This is a genomic window from Niastella populi (assembly GCF_002078015.1).
Classification (GTDB): Bacteria; Bacteroidota; Bacteroidia; order Chitinophagales; family Chitinophagaceae; genus Niastella; species Niastella populi.
Map to the genome: position 1 here is coordinate 57,973 of NZ_LWBP01000203.1, position 17,532 is coordinate 75,504.

Below are 17,532 nucleotides of genomic sequence, written 5' to 3' on the forward strand. Positions count from 1 at the left end.
ATTGTTAACTTTAGCAATTAACTCTAACCATAAAAAAGTACCCGCTTATTATGGAACGTTTAGCACAACTTATTGGCAAATTAAATGAACAATTTGCACAAAACGCCGATCCGTTTCAACTATTAGTTACTACCCAATTAATTGAAACAGAATTGGTACAGATGTCTACGTCCACACATCGAACTGTTCACACCTCAAAAGTGGCAGTTATGATGCCTGCGGCTACGGCGGCTAATGGTCATGGCTATCAGCACAATCGACATATAAAGGAAGAGGTAACTACCCAAACACCTGCCAAAGTGGTAAATAAGCCCGTTGTGGCGGAAGCTCCGCCTGCAGCAGAGGTTGAGGCGCCCCCGGTTGTTGTAGAAGCTCCTCCTGTTGTGGTTGAAAAGGCGCCGGAAACAGAACCGGCCGTTGTAACTTCCCCGGTAGTTGAAGTGAATGGCATTAATGGGCATGTGGAAAAAAATGGAAATGGCCACCATGTAGAACATACGGAAAACAATGGTTGGAATATCGATCCTTTGCGTGAAATTCCTACGCTGGCCCATCAGCAGGCGGTAAAAGAACTTAACGAGGTGATGGCTTCAAAAGAAGCTTCCCTTAATGAAAAGTTAAAAGCTGAAGTAAAAGAAGTGGCTCACGTGCTCAATGATGCGCCTGTACGCGACCTGCGCAGGGCCATTGGCATAAACGACCGTTTTGTTTTTATCAGCGAACTTTTCCGCAACGACGAAGTAATGTACGAACGCAGTATAAAGACCATCAACAGTTTTCGCATACTACCCGAAGCCCAGTACTGGATCGAAAGGGAGTTGAAGGTAAAACTGGGTTGGGATGAAAACAAAGAAAGCACCCGCCACTTTTATCAACTGGTTAAAAGACGGTTCTCCTGAATGTACTGCATCACACTGTTTGTTGCTCCTTTATTATTATATACATAGTTACGGGCCGCCTCACAGCTTTTCTGCCAGGCGCTCGTATCTTCTATTAAGTGAGTAAAGACTTTTTCCAGTTCAAGGGCGGTATCGATAACCCAGCCGCCTCCCTGTTCAACCAGTTCAACCGCTTCAATGTATTTATCGTATACGGGCCCGAATACTACCGGTTTGCCATAAACCGCAGCTTCCAGCACATTATGTACGCCATCATCGCCAAAACCACCGCCCACATAGGTTATAGTGGCGTATTTGTACAGTTTCGATAACATGCCAATATTGTCGATGATCAGCACATTGGGCTTTTGCGCGCTGCTTTCTGGCTGCCGGTTGCGGGGCACGGGCCTTGGCGCCTCGGGGTTGTCGGGCAGCCGCGAAAAGCGCACGGTATGTTTGAATAACTTCTCTATCTCCTTCAGGTGATCTTCATTTATTTCATGCGGGGCTATAATGAATTTTATTTCCGGATGCGTATTGGCATAATGGTCCATCTCTTCTTCATCTTCGGGCCAGGTGCTGCCGGCAACGACCACAACGCTATTGCCGCAAAAATGGGCTATCTTATCTATGGGCTGAAATTGTTCGGCTATCTGCACCACCCGGTCGAACCGCGTATCACCGCTAATGGTTACGTTGTTGTTGAACCCGATAGTGCCCAGTAATTGTTTTGATCTTGGAGTTTGAACAAACAGGTGATTAAAGCTCTCCAGCATATACCAGTGCAGGCGGCCATACCATTTGAAGAAAGGCTGATCCTGCCGGAAAATGCCCGATACCAGCAACAGGGGTATTTGTTTTTTCTTCAGTTCGGTGAGATAATAGAACCAGTATTCATACTTGATCCAGATAACCAGGCTGGGTTGAACCAGGCTTATGAATTTACGGGCATTGGCTTTTGAATCCATCGGCAGGTACATCACATAATCGGCGCCGGAGTTGTTTTTTCGTACTTCATAACCGCTGGGGGAGAAGAAGGTAAGCAGGATCTTTGCCTGTGGATATTGTTGCCTGATGGCTTCCATTACCGGCCGGCCCTGTTCAAATTCGCCAAGCGAAGAGCAGTGCATCCAAACCAGTGGTGAATGGTCAATGGTCAATGCTTGCGCGTCAGTAGCATCGCGAAGGCGGGATGAATTGGTCTCATCCTGTTTCTGCTCGCCGGTTTCAGCGCCTGCCTTGCCGCGTTTTGGCGCTATTACCACTTTCTGCGATCTGTTCGCAGCAGGCCCTGCCGTTTGCCGATTGCCGATTGCCGATTGTATTTCTTCCCAAATATGCAGCCGCCCTTCACGCCATTTACGGGCCTTGGGGTTCCATAGTGATGTAATACGGATACCTACAGAATATAGAAACAAAAAGATATTGTAAATGAACAGGTGCACGGTAATAAATTGAATTCAAAAAAAACAAATGTCGTTTTTATAACGAGAATTGTCAAATAGCGCAAATTAGCGGTTTAAAATATGTTTTTATTGTGTGTTTAATGCATCATTTTTACCTGCCGCAATTTGCCGGTATTTGATGTTGCAACCGGCGGGCACCGGTTTTACACCACAAAATATTTAAATATGGTTGTTGTGCATGGGTTTTGGGGTGCAGTGCTGACTTATCCGCTTGCTAACACCATTTTTTTACTGTACGTTTGTGCCCGTTTTAATAAAAAAGGAATAGGTATGCAGCCCATACAAATGGTTGATTTAAAGCAGCAATATGCAAAAATCAAATCTGAAGTAGATTTAGCAGTTCAGGAAGTTATAAACAGTACCGCCTTCATAGCAGGTAAAGCGGTGCAGGACTTTGCTGCCGGGCTGGGTAAATACCTCGATGTTAAACACGTTATCCCCTGCGCCAACGGTACCGATGCCCTGCAGATAGCTTTAATGGCGCTCGACCTGCAACCGGGCGATGAGGTGATAACCCCTTCTTTTACCTTTATCGCAACAACCGAAGTGATCGCCCTGTTGCGATTGACCCCCGTTTTTGTAGAAGTTGATCCAAAAACCTTCTGCATCGATCCTGTTGCTATAGAAAAGGCCATTACGCCTAAAACAAAAGCAATTATCCCCGTACACTTATACGGCCACGCTGCCAATATGGAAGCCATTATGGAAATAGCCAACCGCCATAACATCCCCGTAATAGAGGACAATGCGCAGGCTATTGGTGGCGATATTCAGTTGAGCAATGGAACCGTAAAGAAAACAGGCACACTGGGTACAATTGGAACCACATCTTTTTTCCCTTCGAAGAACCTGGGTTGCTTTGGAGATGGCGGCGCTATTTTTACCAACGACGATGCGTTGGCTGTAGCTCTTAAAATGATAGCCAATCATGGTGGTGCTAAAAGATATTACCACGATCGCGTTGGCTGTAACAGCCGGCTCGATACCATACAGGCCGCCGTTCTTAACGTAAAGCTCCCTCATTTGGATGAATATATTGCGGCACGTCGCAGCGCAGCTGATTTTTACGATAAGGCTTTTGCCGGAAATCCAAAGATCACCGTGCCATACAGGGCTTCTTACAGCAACCACGTATTTCATCAATACACGCTGTTGCTTGAAGGAGTTGACCGCGATGGCCTGAACCAGTTCCTTGCTGGTGAGGGTATCCCGTCTATGATCTATTACCCCGTTCCGGCCCATCGCCAGAAAATGTTTGCAACTTTCGGCGGTGCAAATTTCGAGTTGAAAACTACAGACTGGCTTACCGAACGTGTAATATCCCTGCCTATGCATACCGAACTGAGTAATGAACAGCTCCAGTTTATTACCAGTAAAGTATTGGAGTTTATTAATAAACAGTAACCTTATTTACTAAAGGGCACTATTAAAACATCCTAAAAATGAAAATTGCTGTAGTAGGCACAGGCTACGTTGGACTGGTAACCGGAACCTGTTTTGCCGAAACTGGTAATGATGTTACCTGCGTAGATATCGATAAAAAGAAGGTTGAAAAACTTTCTTCCGGCCAGATCACTATTTATGAGCCAGGCCTTGAAAAATTGTTCTTACGTAATGTAAAGGAAGAGCGCCTGCGCTTTACCACCAGTTTGTATGAGGGCGTAAAAGATGCCGAGATCGTTTTTCTCGCGTTGCCTACACCGCCCGGTGAAGACGGCAGTGCTGATCTTAAATATATTCTTGGTGTTGCCAAAGACCTGGGCGAACTGATGACCGACTATAAAGTGATCGTTGATAAAAGCACCGTTCCCGTAGGTACCGCCGAAAAAGTATATACCGCAATTGCCAAAACCTATGTGGGCGATTTCGATGTGGTTTCAAACCCCGAATTCTTACGTGAAGGGGTTGCTGTTGACGATTTTATGAAACCCGACCGCGTGGTTATCGGCGCTTCTTCTGAAAGAGCCCGCAAGGTAATGGGTGAACTGTATGCTCCGTTCGTACGTTCAGGCAACCCTGTTATTTATATGGATGTTCGCTCTGCCGAGCTTACCAAATATGCCGCCAACTCATTCCTGGCAACCAAGATCTCCTTTATGAATGAGGTTGCCCAGTTGTGCGAACGGCTCGGCGCCGATGTTGACATGGTGCGCAGAGGTATCGGCAGCGACGAACGCATTGGCAAACGCTTCCTGTTCCCGGGCATCGGGTATGGCGGAAGCTGTTTCCCCAAAGACGTGCAGGCACTGGTAAAATCCTCGAATGAAGCAGGATACGATTTCCAGATCCTGAATGCCGTTATGGATGTGAATGAAAAACAAAAGCTGCACCTGCTCCCCAAAATAAAAAGATATTTCAAAGACAACCTGAAAGGAAAACGTTTTGCATTGTGGGGGCTGGCCTTCAAACCTAATACCGACGATATTCGCGAGGCTCCGGCTTTATATATCATCGACGAGCTGGTAAAGGAAGGAGCGCTTGTTTGTGCGTATGACCCCGAAGCAATGAATAACGTACGTGCACTGGTAGGCAATAAAATTGAATATGCCGAAAGTCAGTACGATTGCCTGTATGGCGCCGACGCACTCATTATCGCCACCGAATGGAATGAGTTCCGTACGCCGAACTTCCTGAAAATTGTAACTGCGTTAAAGAATAAAGTGATCTTCGATGGCCGCAACCTGTTTGAAGCAGACGCCATTAAAGAATTAGGATTTTATTATGAAAGTGTGGGCCGTGCTGTAGCTGATCCGGCAGATAAACATAAATAAACAACCTTTTTCCCATGTCAAAGAAAAGAGTACTTATTACCGGAGCTGCCGGTTTCCTTGGTTCACACTTATGCGACCGCTTTATAAAAGAAGGTTTCCATGTTATTGGTATGGACAACCTCATCACCGGCGATCTGCGCAATATTGAACATTTGTTCAAGCTGGAGCATTTTGAATTCTATCATCACGATGTATCGAAATTCATTCATGTTCCCGGCGAACTGCACTATATCTTACACTTTGCTTCACCCGCCAGTCCTATCGATTATCTGAAGATCCCTATTCAAACCCTGAAAGTGGGATCGTTGGGTACCCATAACTGCCTTGGGTTGGCAAAAGCGAAAAATGCCCGTATTCTGGTTGCATCCACTTCCGAGATCTATGGCGATCCGCTGGTGCACCCGCAAAATGAAGAGTACTGGGGTAATGTAAACCCGGTTGGTCCACGCGGCGTATACGACGAGGCCAAACGTTTTCAGGAAGCGATGACCATGGCCTATCATACATTCCATGGCGTTGAAACCCGTATTGTACGTATCTTCAATACATACGGCCCGCGCATGCGGTTGAACGACGGCCGCGCCCTGCCGGCATTTATTGGCCAGGCCTTACGTGGTGAAGACCTGACAGTATTTGGCGACGGTTCACAAACACGCAGTTTTTGTTTTGTAGATGATCTTATTGAGGGTATATACCGTTTGCTGATGAGCGATTATGCCCAGCCGGTGAATGTGGGCAACCCCGATGAAATTTCACTGAAAGATTTTGCCGAAGAGATCATTGCGCTTACCGCCACTACACAACAGATCGTATATAAACCGTTGCCTGTTGATGATCCAAAACAACGGCAGCCCGATATTACCCGGGCAAAAGAAGTACTTGGCTGGTCGCCCAAAGTAAGCCGTAAAGACGGGTTGAAAGTGACGTACGAGTATTTTAAATCCTTGCCTAAAGAAGAATGGTTCAAACAGCCAAAAGAGTTTGTGGCTAAGAAATAGATCCCAAACGCTAAAAGTCCGACGCTGAACGCTTAACGCAGCAGATTTACTGAGCGTTTTGCGTTCGGCGTTCAGCATTAATAATATACTATGAGTAAACACACAAGAACGATCATGATCACCGGTGGGGCAGGTTTTATAGGCTCACACGTGGTGCGGTTGTTTGTAAATACATACTCATCTTACCTGGTTGTGAATGCCGATGCGTTGACCTATGCCGGCAACCTCGAGAATTTGAAAGATGTTGAAAAAGCAGCCAATTACCGTTTTGAAAAAGCCGATATCACCGATGCCGCCGCTATAGAAGCTTTATTCGAAAAATATGCATTTGATGCGGTTATTCACCTCGCTGCGGAAAGCCATGTAGACAGATCGATCATAGATCCGCTGGCATTTGTAAAAACAAACGTACTGGGTACTGTCAACCTGTTGAATATCGCCCGCAGGTATTGGGCAAACAGCGAAACCAAAATGGAAGGAAAACGTTTTATGCACGTTTCAACCGATGAAGTGTATGGTTCACTTGGCGAAGAAGGTTTCTTTACCGAAGAAACCGCTTATGACCCCCGCTCTCCTTACTCTGCATCCAAAGCATCGTCAGACCATTTTGTAATGGCCTGGTATCATACCTATAAATTGCCGGTGGTAATGAGTAACTGCAGCAATAACTACGGTTCTTACCATTTCCCCGAAAAGCTCATTCCTTTAATGATCAACAACATCGTAAATAACAAATCGCTTCCCGTATATGGCAAAGGCGAAAATGTGCGCGACTGGCTGTTTGTTGAAGATCATGCCCGCGCCATCGATGTGATCTTTCATAATGGAAGAACGGGCGAGAAGTACAATGTGGGCGGTTTTAACGAGTGGAAGAATATCGACCTGGTGCATTTGTTATGTAAGATCATGGATGCCAAACTGGGCCGCCCCGAAGGCACTTCGGCCAAACTGATCACCTATGTAACCGACCGCCCCGGGCATGATATGCGGTATGCCATCGATGCTTCCAAACTGAACAGGGAACTGGGTTGGAAACCTTCACTTCAGTTTGAAGAAGGCCTTGAGAAAACGGTTGACTGGTACCTCCAAAACGGCGACTGGATAAAACACGTAACTTCGGGCGATTATCAGCATTACTACCAGGAGCAATACGCTAAGAGATAAATACAATTTCTGATTTCGGGATTTTGGGATTTCGGGATTTCAAAACATTCGATAATCCCTTTAGTTTCAAAATCAATAAATTTCAAAGCGATAAATACAAGTTTTGATTTAGTGGTTTTGAGAACATCTCAAAATCGCTAAATCACAAAATCTCAAAATATATTATAGTGCCTTTTATTGAAACAGGAATTCAGGGGCTGTTGGTTTTTGAACCTGTTGTATTTGACGATAGCCGGGGATTTTTTTACGAAGCATATAATCAAAAGATCTTTGGCGGGGCAGGAATTGAAAACCAGTTTGTACAGGATAATCAATCCCGCTCAACCTATGGTGTCATCAGGGGATTGCATTATCAGGTTGCTCCCTTTGTTCAGGCAAAACTAATAAGGGCATTATCAGGTTCCATTCTCGATGTTGCGGTTGATATCAGAAAAGGCTCGCCCACATTCGGTAAAGTGTTTTCAATTGAACTATCCGAAGCCAATAAAAAGCAGTTATTCCTTCCGGCCGGTTTCGCGCACGGCTTTTCCGTTTTGAGCGAAGTGGCTGAAGTATTGTACAAATGCGATCAGTTCTACAGCAAGGCCAGTGAACATGGCATTATATATAATGATCCCGCTTTGAACATCGACTGGCAGGTGCCTCTCGATAAAGCCATCGTATCGGATAAAGACCTGATGCTTCCTGATTTTGCCCATTGTGTAAACCCATTTGAATACAAAGGATAATATTGCAGTATGTCGCAACCAGTGATTGTGGTAACCGGCGCCAATGGACAGGTAGGACAGGAATTACGTGCGTTGGCGGCATCGTATCCCACATTTGAGTTCGTTTTCACTTCGCATGATAATATGCCGGTAAATGATGAGGCTGCAGTACAAAAGGTATTTGCCGCACACCAACCTGTTTATTGTATCAACTGCGCTGCCTATACGGCTGTTGATAAAGCAGAATCGGAACAGGACATCGCCTACCAGGTGAATGCTGAAGGAGCCCGCATCCTGGCTGCTGCATGTAAAACTTTCAATACCCGCTTTATTCATATTTCAACCGACTATGTATTCAATGGTCAGTCGCCGGCGCCTTATACAGAAGATGCGCCAACCGACCCGGTGAACCTGTACGGTGCTTCCAAATTAAAAGGCGAGCAGTTGTGTTTGCAGCATAACCCCGAAGCCATCATTATCAGAACGGCCTGGGTTTATTCTTCATTTGGCAAAAACTTCGTAAAGACCATGGTGAAGCTGATGCACGACCGTACGGCCATCAACGTCGTGAGCGACCAGGTGGGCGCGCCCACCTATGCAGCCGATCTGGCAGAATGTATGATGCAGATAATTGCCAATTGCCAGTTGTCAACTGCTAATTGGTTGCCCGGAATATATCACTACAGCAACCAGGGCCGCATAAGCTGGTATGAATTTGCCGTTGCCATAAAAGAACTCACCGGCAGCGCCTGCATGGTGAATCCCATTCCTTCCGAGCAATATCCCACACCCGCAAAACGGCCCGCGTTTTCAATTCTCGATACGAACAAAATTCAAAAGACATTTCATTGTACCATTCCTGACTGGAAAGATTCGCTGCAGCAGTGTATAAAGTTGTTGAGTTATTGAGTTGTTCAGTTCTAATGCCTGGTAAATTGAGATTGGTTGCACTGGTGCGGCCAGTTGTCGCCGGGCCTTTATGTATTTTCTTTATCACCGATTTCAATTATCAACCCATTCCAATCGCTCCCTCACACAATTCAATACTCCTTTTTTACATTCCATCATCAAGGCTGTATTAAGCCCTGTGTAACCCGCTACATTTGCTTCCACATACCGGTTATGGCTACCATCAGTAAGATGCGGTAAGCCGCTATGTGATCCTGCGCAGATTACACCGAACAATTCATGCATTGCCCCGTACCAGGGCGCGATCAATCATTTATTATACAATTATAGTTGACCCATGAAACAAATGTGTACACTCCTGTTTGTGCTATTCAGTGTATTGGCAAATGCACAAACAACCCCTACGGTGCCGGCCAGCAACATCCGCTTTACATCTGTCGATGGCAGCAGTTTCACCGTCGGTTTCGATGTAGGTAATGGCACCAATCATCTTGTTGTGATAAAAGAAGGAAGTGCGGTTACCGGTTTACCCGAGAATGGAAAAGATTATACCTCCAGTTCAAACTTCGCAACAGCAGGTTCTGAATTTTCGGTTCCCGGCGAATATGTAGTGCAGAAGAATAACTGGAACTCTGTTTCGGTAAGTAAACTAAAACCCGGCACCACTTATCATGTGGCGGTGTTTGAATACAACGGTACCGGCGTAAACACCAAATACCTGGCCATTCCATTGAACGGCGAAAAGGCTACGGTAGTGGCGCCAACAGTACAAGCCAGCAACGGCGTTTTTTCAGAAATTACAGGTAATACCGCCAAACTAAACTGGACGAATGGTAACGGCGCCGGCCGGTTGATCTTTGCACGTAAAGCAACCGCGGTAAATGCAGAACCGGAAGACCTGAAATTTTACCAGCCTTATAACAACGGTGAGTTTGGAACAAGCACCGTCGTTAATGGCGACAACTATACTGTATACAAAAGTACAGGTTCAGGCGTAATCATCTCGAAACTGGAACCCAATACCAGTTATCATTTTGCCTTCTTTGAATACAATGGTAATTCAACCCCGGTGTATTTGAAACCGGCCGCTACCGCAAACGTTACTACCAATGCGGGACCAACGAAACCAACCCAAACCATGGTTTTCTCTTCTATTGAAGGAAACAGGTTAACGGTGGGAAGCAGTATTGGTAATGGCAGCCGGCGAATGCTTATTGCCCGTAAGGGAGCGCCCGTAACGGCTTTACCGGTAAACGGAACGGTGTATACCGCAAATGCCGCATTTGGTTCCGGCGCCGAAATACAACCCGGTGAATTTGTTGTTGGCAGCAATGGCGGCAGCAACTTTACAGTTACAAACCTTGAGCCCGCCACCGTTTATTATTTCCGGCTCATTGAATATGATATCACCAGCGATAACTATCCCTATTATTTAAACACGCCCAGGGATGGCAACAGAAGCACCGCTGTTGCACCGGTTACCACCGCAACCAACCTGGTTGTAAAGAATATTACCGGTTCAACGGCCTCTGTAAGTTATACACCCGGCGGCAGCAGTTACCATATGGCGGTGATAAAAGAAGGAAGTGCGGTAGATGCCATTCCGCAGGACCTGATATTATATCCCGGCAATTCGAATTTCGGGCAGGGTACCCAGTTATCACCCGGTAATTATTCTATAGCCGGACAAATGAATGGAGGTGCTTTCTCTCTTAACTCGCTCAAGGCCGGTAAAACCTATCACATAGCTATTTTTGATTACAATGGAACCAATTACCCCGTTTATAATAAAACACCGGCCACTATCAGTTTTTCCATTCCTTTAGAACCAACGCAGGCGGCCACCGCATTATCGCAACAATCGAGAGATGGCGACCGCATGCGGGTATTGTGGACAAGCGGCAACGGCGGTAAAAGAATAATAGTTGCGCGCAAAGACCAGGCGGTTACCTATAAACCGGCCGACGGCAGCAGTCATACCGCCAATAGCATTTTCGGTACGGGTACAGAAGTAGCTACAGGTGAATATGTGGTATACGATGGTTCGGGTTATTATTTCGATTTGACCGGTTTGGAAACGAACACTACTTACCACTTCGCCGTGTATGAATACAATACCTCCGATGCCGGCGACAATGATTATTTAACAACTGCCTTTTTAACCGGTAATGCCGCTACCTTGCCGTGGCCAACGGTACAAACAAGCGGGTTGAACGCAACGGGTATTCAGGGAACACAGGCTACTATCAGCTATGTAGTTGGTAATGGCAGCAACAGGTTGTTCTTTATGAAAGCCAATACACCGGTTGATGCTTTCCCGCAGGATATATCGGTATACGCAGGTTATAGCACTTCGTATGGCGGCGTACAGGTAGGAAGCACCGGCAACTATTTGGTATATCGCAGTTCTGGAGCCAGCGGCAATTTCACTGTAACCAACCTGGCGCCAAATACAACCTATTATGTATCGGCATGGGAATACAACGGTTCATCGGCGCCAGCTTACCTGGAGCCTGGCAGCACGTATAGTTTTACCACTACCGATGTGCCCGGCGCTACCACGCCAACCGTAGCGGCTGCTGCACCGGTTATTTCAGCTGTGGATGGCAATAAGTTCACTTTTAAATTCACCGGCGGGAACGGAGCTGGCCGCATTGTAGTGATGCGTGCCGGCAGTGCGGTGAGCTTTACACCGGCCAGCGCCACCAATTACACCGCCAATGCTTCATTTGGCAGCGGCGCCAACCTCGGCAGCGATCAGTATGTGGTGTATAATGGAACAGGTAACACAGTTTCCATTACCGGTCTGCAACCGGCAACAACTTATCACCTTACCGTTTTTGAATACAATGGTACCGGTACATTACAACGATACCTCACCAGCAGCGTACTGGCTGCCACCGCCGCTACCGCTGCTGTTCCTACTGTAGCGGCAAGCAATGCGGTTGCTTCTTCAACCACCACCAGCATCACCCTTAACTGGACCAATGGTAATGGAGAGAACCGGCTGGTTGTTGTAAAGAAAGGAAGTGATATAATGGCTTCACCCGCCAACCTGGGGGTATACCCAGCCAATGCGATCTTTAAGTCAGGATCACAAATTGCCATCGACGAATATGTGGTATATGCAGGCGCCGGTAACAATGTTACTGTAACCGGTTTAACCGCAGGCGATGTGTATTACTACAAGGTTTTTGAATACAATGGTTCAACAGCGCCGGTATACAATACTGCTGCTGTGTTGAGTGGTAGCATAGCCACCGGAACATTGCCTGTGACCTGGTTGTACTTCAATGCCACCCAAAAGAGTGATAGGGTAGTGCTCACCTGGGGAACTTCGGCAGAAATGAACAGCGCCTGGTTTATTGTAGAAAGAAGTTCAAATGGCATTGACTTTATGGAGGCAGGAAGGGTTGCTGCGAGGGAGAACAGCACCGTTGATCAGCATTACAGTTTTACTGAAGTTGTTCCCGTTGAGCAGAAAATGTATTACCGGTTGAAACAAACAGATAAAGACGGTTCATATAGTTATTCAAAAATAGTGACTGTTCAAACCGCAGCTGAAACGGCAGCGCGTATACAACCCAACCCGGTTCAGCAAAGCTTCCGCATTCAATTGCCCGATAATTCGCAAAACGCAACAATGACTATTTATAATGCCGCCGGAATATTGGTGCACAAACAGATCGTGCGTCACCTGCAACCAGTGAATGTGCAACAACTTGCTGCAGGTATGTATTATGTAAACATACAGCAGGGAAGCAAGCATTTCGGGTTGAAGATGTCGAAACTATAATCGGTTATATGAGGGAAAGTGGTCCCTTACCCACAGTTCAGTTAACAATTCATACATACACAAATACAACACGGGGCCATTTTTATGGCCCTGTTTGTTTTTAGGGAAATGAGAAGTAAAAAAGGGAATACAAAAACAGATGAATATCAGTCAATGAATTTCGAATGGAGCAGGATCGGGTAATTGCACGTGTTATTACTGTATTGTATTTGTATTTACTTTCTGATTTTTAAACTCCTTATTTCTCATTTATAATTCCCTTTAAGGGGCTGGGGGATAAAAAAATCCCGCTTAGTGAAGCGGGACCTGGTTTCCGTACTGAGGATATTACTTATTTGATGGCCGTTATGGCCGTGCCGCCATGTTTGCTGTCTGTTTTAACAATGCCGAACCCGGGTGCAAACCATTCTGTTCCTTCGATGTTGAATGGCATTCCAATGCCCATTGTTTTTATTGTGATCTTGCTCTTATACGTGATCTTGAAACAATCCCAGGTGCCTGCAGAAGTCGTAACAGTTTCTTTGCCTGCCACGGTGCGGTCGCTGGTCACCATATTTACGTTCTGTTTCATGCCAGAGTTGTCTATGGTCATATCTAAAGTGGCATCTTTTAATTTATCGCCCGCTTTCATGTTAGCGGGGTATTCTATATAGATCTTATCGGCTTTTACATCGGCTTTTGAAAACTGCTCCTGTTGCATTTGGGGTAATTTCATTTTCATATCGACCATCATAACGCCGCCGCTGCAGGCAATTTCGCTAAGACCCTTTGCAATTGATTTTCCTTTTTCGCTGAACATTTCTGTATTGACGGTAGCTGTAGTGTTGCCGCCGTTCTTCGAAACATTCGATACTGTATACACCTGCTTGCCATCGGGCTTGCCCTTTTTATTGTAGATGGTCATTTCAATTGTCTTGTTCTCTTGCAGGAAGTAGTATGAGTTGCAATCCTGGCCAAAGCTGGCGGTTGAAAGCAGGCCAATAAAAACAGTCGTTAGAAGAGTTGCTCGCATAAACAATTTTTTGGTGTTACAGGAAAGAGCAAAGTAACAACCAAAAATAGTATCGCGTTATACCCTTTTCGTGGTAAAATTATGCCCGCTCAACACCCCGGCGGTGGCGGGTTTGGGTAGAATAAATCTGCTTAAATGATTTAGTACCTGAGCGATCCTCTATTTATTAGAGCGTAGTTGAAGCTTATGAGGCAGCGCATAAGTGTAGTTCATTGAGCTGCTCATTGCCATTCTTTTTACTTCTTAAACGTAGAATCGCCCAGTTTGCGGCGGAACATTGTCATTCTGTTTACGATCTCTTTAATGACCGTATCGAATTTTTGCAACTGGTCGGGCCGGCAGATGGCGCGTACTTTTTGGAAATGACGGAAAGTGACGAGGTCGAGTTTTTTCTGCATTTCGGCAATTTCGTTGCTGTGAGCTATAAGCGTGGAATCTGTTGTTTCGGCGTGATTCAACAGATCGAAGAATCTTTTTTTTGTGCTGCGAATGGAATCCATCACCGGCTTTTGAATGGCGATCATTGAATCGCGCAGCTTCCAGTAAGCGGCTTCCTGGCCGGCATCGAATTGCATCTGGTCAACCAGGAATTGTCCCATCCGTTTTTCCCGGTGGCCGCCATCGCGGCCGGAACCGCCATAATGCGCGGGTTTTTTAAACCAGTAAATAGAAAGGGTGGCTATATTGGTTAACAGTAAGATCGCTACAAGTACCAACAGCCATTTTTGACGGGGGGGCCTGATCATGGTTCCAGAAAATTTTCATTATATACAGGGTACACACCGGCCGGGTATTCGGCGGCAACTATTTGTCCTGATTCAATATTACTATTGGAATGGTTGTTTTGCTCCCACATTTTCACAACGGTGGTGGCGTTTGCAATAATTATGATTGCGGCAATCGTTAAAGCCAGTATGGGCCTGGTAAGCAAGCGGCCAAGCGGGCCGCCCTGATCAAACTCCTGCTCCATTCTGCCTTTGAGCCGGGTATACATAAAGTCAGGCGCTTTGGCCCGCTGTATGCCCTCCAGGCTATTCAGCACCGCATCTATCCGGGAGTCGTTATTTGGATCGGTTGACATAAATCTAATTTACGATGTAAACTTATACATTTGACGCTAATAATTCACAAATCCTTCGTATGCTTTACTTGTCTTGTGAATTATTCTGTTGATAATGTTTTTCAAGCAGTTTCCGCAGGTTTTGCCGCGCTCTGAACAACAGGGATTCCACCGCCGATACCGACAATTCCATAACATCGGCAATTTCCTGGTAACTCAACTCCTCCGTTTTGTGTAATGTAAATGCTACTTTCTGATTTTCAGGTAGTTGATTTATCATTTGGAAAAGCAGCGCCGCCTGTTCCTTTCTGTCGAGCGCTACGCCCGGGTGTTGAAAATCAACGGGATCATGCACCAGTTCGTCATTTGGCCCGAAAAGGCTGGTTATAAAGGCGAAACGTTTTTTCCGTTTGCGGCTGCGGATGTGATCGAGGGCCTTGGTGGTGGTAATGCGATAGATCCAGGTGGAAAGCCGGGCATCCCCCTTGAACTGGTCAATTGACCTGAATACCTGAATAAATACCTCCTGCGCAACGTCTTCGGCGTCCTCACTGTTTTGAACAACACCCAATGCGGTGTTATATACCAGGTCCTGATAGTTCGTTACCAATGATTTGAATGCCTGTTCGTCTCCTGCCCGGAGTTGTTGTATCAGTTCCAGTTCGTTCAAAAAAACGGCCGTTTAATGTTTGAATTTGAGCCTACAACTTACGAAATCCTGCGATATGTAAATATAAAAGCAGACAGACCGGACAAATGGCTTGATTAAACTACCGGTTTTCACATAAGGACGGTAAAGGGGCAGGCCCGGGTCGCTGCCAAATAAAAAAGCCCCGCACTTACGTGCGAGGCTTTTGTTACCCGACCTGGATTCGAACCAAGACAAGCAGAACCAGAATCTGCGGTACTACCGTTATACTATCGGGCAATTTTATAAGACCACACCTTTTGTAAAAAGGCGGGTACAAATTTAGAAATAATCTCGATGGCAGCAAAAAAAGAATATTTAGGCTGGGAAAGCGGCGGCTGAACGAAAAACCGGGCCGAAATAAAAAACGGTGAGCCTTAAGAGGCCCACCGCAAACGCTGCCATGTAATTACCAACTGCCTAAAATCGTAAATCGGCAAACGGCAATCGGCAATTCGCCGCCGGGCGTAGCGAAGCCTGGCTCAAACTTCTTCCACTTCTACATTTAAAGTTTTACATGCCGACGCTTCGGTCGGCATCTCTGACGGAGTCTGATACTCATCAGACCCGGCAGGCGGAGCTTCATCGGCATTCGATATTCAATATTCTTCTGTATTCCCATTCTCATTCCTCATTTTTCATTTCCAGGTGTTATCTATCCCACCAAACCCTGTCGGTCAATCTTGCCGACTGCACGCTCTGCGGGTTCGACGTGATCTCCACCTGCGGGTACAACAACCGGCGCGGGATCTCCGAAAGCGCATTTGGCACTTTTGTCAGCTGCGGATAACCCGTCCGCCGCCAGTCATTGAAATTCTCTATCGATAAAAAGTTCGCGATCTTCTTTTCTTCCATGATCCGCTGCAATGCATTGGCTGCGGTAAGCGTGCCCCTGCTGGCGAGGTAAGCATTTACATCGGCATTATCGACGCCCAGTTTGCTCATGTGCGATTTTATGGCATCCTGGTAAACCGGCTCCGCTGCCGCAAAGCCTGATTTTATCAATGTAGCTTCCGCTTTCAGGAACAGGGCTTCCGAATAATTAAAAACATACATGGGTGAACTGGTATTGCCAATGGCTGGTCCGGCCAGCGAATATACATCGAGGCTGCCACTGATATTTACCGAACCTATCGGCCGGCCATTGTACATACCCGTTTGTTTGGCCGGTGCTATTAACTTCGGCAGGCGGGGATCATTACGCACTACCAGCGTATCTATACAGGCCGATGATAACACCAGCGTCGATACCGGGCGTGTATTCATAAACCAAGGACTTTCCTCACCGGCCCCGCCCGGGTATTCCAGCTTCATATCGTCACTGTTATCGGTCATCCCATTTTGTAAAGCCGTTAATGCCAGCTCGGCCTGGCCGGTTGGTGTATAACCCGGGGCGTTGGTAAGATGCATATAATACCGCGCCTTCAGCGTATAGGCCAGCCTTTTCCATTTGTCCATATTTCCCTTATAGAAATAATCATCATCGCCGGGTTTTATAACGGCGTTCCTGTCAATGGCGGCAATGCCGTCATCGAGCAGTTGTTGTATCGATTTGTAAATGTTTTCCTGTGAATCGTATGCTGGTTGCAGTTGGCTGCTGCCGTTAAAGGCATCGCTGTAGGGAACATCGCCCCAGTAATCGGTTGCAACGCCTAAACAAAGCGCGGTCAGTATTTTTGCAATCCCCGAATAATTATGATTGCCGTTGAGATCGGCTTTATCGTTCATCACCTTCAGGTTGTTGAGGCTGGTTACATAAATATTCCGCCACGAGCCGTCGAGGTCGGCATTGAAGATCCAGTAAGTGCCATGGTTGGGTACGGGCTGGTTCAGTGCCACATTTTGCATAAAGTGGTTTATCAATATGCCGGCCATACCGTTATCGCCCGCGCCGCCTGCAATTACAGAGGATATATTTAGTTCAACGGGGGCCAGTATCAGCGCCTCCTGCACGGTGAGCGGGTTATTAGGATCGTTATTTACATCGATGAACTTTTTACACCCGCTGATGTGTATAATGCAGATGGCGACAAACAGGATATATGATAATGTGCGCATGATTTCTTTTTTAGTTGTTAGAACG

At 46.3% G+C, this 17,532-nt stretch carries 14 protein-coding genes; 8 read left to right on the forward strand and 6 right to left on the reverse strand.

Features of this window, described 5'->3' with window-relative positions:
• Positions 1-50 precede the first annotated feature (50 nt).
• Positions 51-899 carry a DUF8457 domain-containing protein gene (locus tag A4R26_RS24050; protein ID WP_133054762.1) on the forward strand — a complete coding sequence of 283 codons (849 nt, stop codon included), beginning with the start codon at positions 51-53 and terminating at the stop codon, positions 897-899.
• Here A4R26_RS24050 and A4R26_RS24055 read toward each other — a convergent pair.
• Positions 872-2,323, reverse strand: a complete 1,452-nt coding sequence (locus A4R26_RS24055; protein WP_081169088.1) for a 3-deoxy-D-manno-octulosonic acid transferase — start codon at positions 2,321-2,323, stop codon at positions 872-874. The genes A4R26_RS24050 and A4R26_RS24055 overlap by 28 nt on opposite strands.
• 291 nt (positions 2,324-2,614) lie before the next feature.
• On the opposite strand from A4R26_RS24055, the gene A4R26_RS24060 reads away from it, so the two are divergent.
• From A4R26_RS24060 to A4R26_RS24090, 7 genes are all read left to right on the forward strand, one after another.
• The gene (locus A4R26_RS24060; protein WP_081169108.1) at positions 2,615-3,748 is read left to right on the forward strand and encodes a DegT/DnrJ/EryC1/StrS family aminotransferase; all 1,134 of its coding nucleotides are present in this window, start codon (positions 2,615-2,617) and stop codon (positions 3,746-3,748) included.
• 38 nt (positions 3,749-3,786) lie between these two features.
• Positions 3,787-5,115, forward strand: coding sequence for a UDP-glucose dehydrogenase family protein (locus A4R26_RS24065; protein WP_081169089.1), 1,329 nt, complete (start codon positions 3,787-3,789; stop codon positions 5,113-5,115).
• Between the two features lie 14 nt (positions 5,116-5,129).
• Complete coding sequence (locus A4R26_RS24070) at positions 5,130-6,113, forward strand: UDP-glucuronic acid decarboxylase family protein (protein ID WP_081169090.1); 984 nt, start codon at positions 5,130-5,132, stop codon at positions 6,111-6,113.
• Positions 6,114-6,203: 90 nt separating this feature from the next.
• Positions 6,204-7,277 (forward strand): dTDP-glucose 4,6-dehydratase, encoded by a 1,074-nt coding sequence (gene rfbB, locus A4R26_RS24075; protein WP_242675003.1) that lies wholly within the window; start codon positions 6,204-6,206, stop codon positions 7,275-7,277.
• 167 nt (positions 7,278-7,444) lie between these two features.
• Entirely contained in the window at positions 7,445-8,005 is a 561-nt protein-coding gene (gene rfbC / locus A4R26_RS24080) for a dTDP-4-dehydrorhamnose 3,5-epimerase (protein WP_081169092.1), read from the forward strand.
• 9 nt (positions 8,006-8,014) lie between these two features.
• Positions 8,015-8,893 (forward strand): dTDP-4-dehydrorhamnose reductase, encoded by an 879-nt coding sequence (gene rfbD / locus A4R26_RS24085; RefSeq protein WP_081169093.1) that lies wholly within the window; start codon positions 8,015-8,017, stop codon positions 8,891-8,893.
• A 337-nt stretch (positions 8,894-9,230) separates the two neighbouring features.
• Positions 9,231-12,689: a T9SS type A sorting domain-containing protein gene (locus tag A4R26_RS24090; protein ID WP_081169094.1), complete on the forward strand. Its 3,459-nt coding sequence runs from the start codon at positions 9,231-9,233 to the stop codon at positions 12,687-12,689.
• 331 nt (positions 12,690-13,020) lie between these two features.
• Here A4R26_RS24090 and A4R26_RS24095 read toward each other — a convergent pair whose 3' ends face one another.
• From A4R26_RS24095 to A4R26_RS24120, 5 genes are all read right to left on the reverse strand, one after another.
• Positions 13,021-13,701 (reverse strand): TapB family protein, encoded by a 681-nt coding sequence (locus A4R26_RS24095; protein ID WP_133054763.1) that lies wholly within the window; start codon positions 13,699-13,701, stop codon positions 13,021-13,023.
• A 236-nt stretch (positions 13,702-13,937) separates the two neighbouring features.
• Entirely contained in the window at positions 13,938-14,447 is a 510-nt protein-coding gene (locus tag A4R26_RS24100; protein WP_081169096.1) for a periplasmic heavy metal sensor, read from the reverse strand.
• Positions 14,444-14,782 (reverse strand): hypothetical protein, encoded by a 339-nt coding sequence (locus tag A4R26_RS24105; protein WP_081169097.1) that lies wholly within the window; start codon positions 14,780-14,782, stop codon positions 14,444-14,446. The genes A4R26_RS24100 and A4R26_RS24105 overlap by 4 nt, the downstream gene beginning before the upstream one ends.
• A gap of 64 nt (positions 14,783-14,846) precedes the next feature.
• On the reverse strand, positions 14,847-15,431 hold the full coding sequence (locus A4R26_RS24110) for an RNA polymerase sigma factor (protein WP_081169098.1): 585 nt from the start codon (positions 15,429-15,431) through the stop codon (positions 14,847-14,849).
• A 669-nt stretch (positions 15,432-16,100) separates the two neighbouring features.
• Complete coding sequence (locus A4R26_RS24120) at positions 16,101-17,507, reverse strand: SusD/RagB family nutrient-binding outer membrane lipoprotein (protein ID WP_081169099.1); 1,407 nt, start codon at positions 17,505-17,507, stop codon at positions 16,101-16,103.
• Between the last annotated feature and the right edge of the window lie 25 nt (positions 17,508-17,532).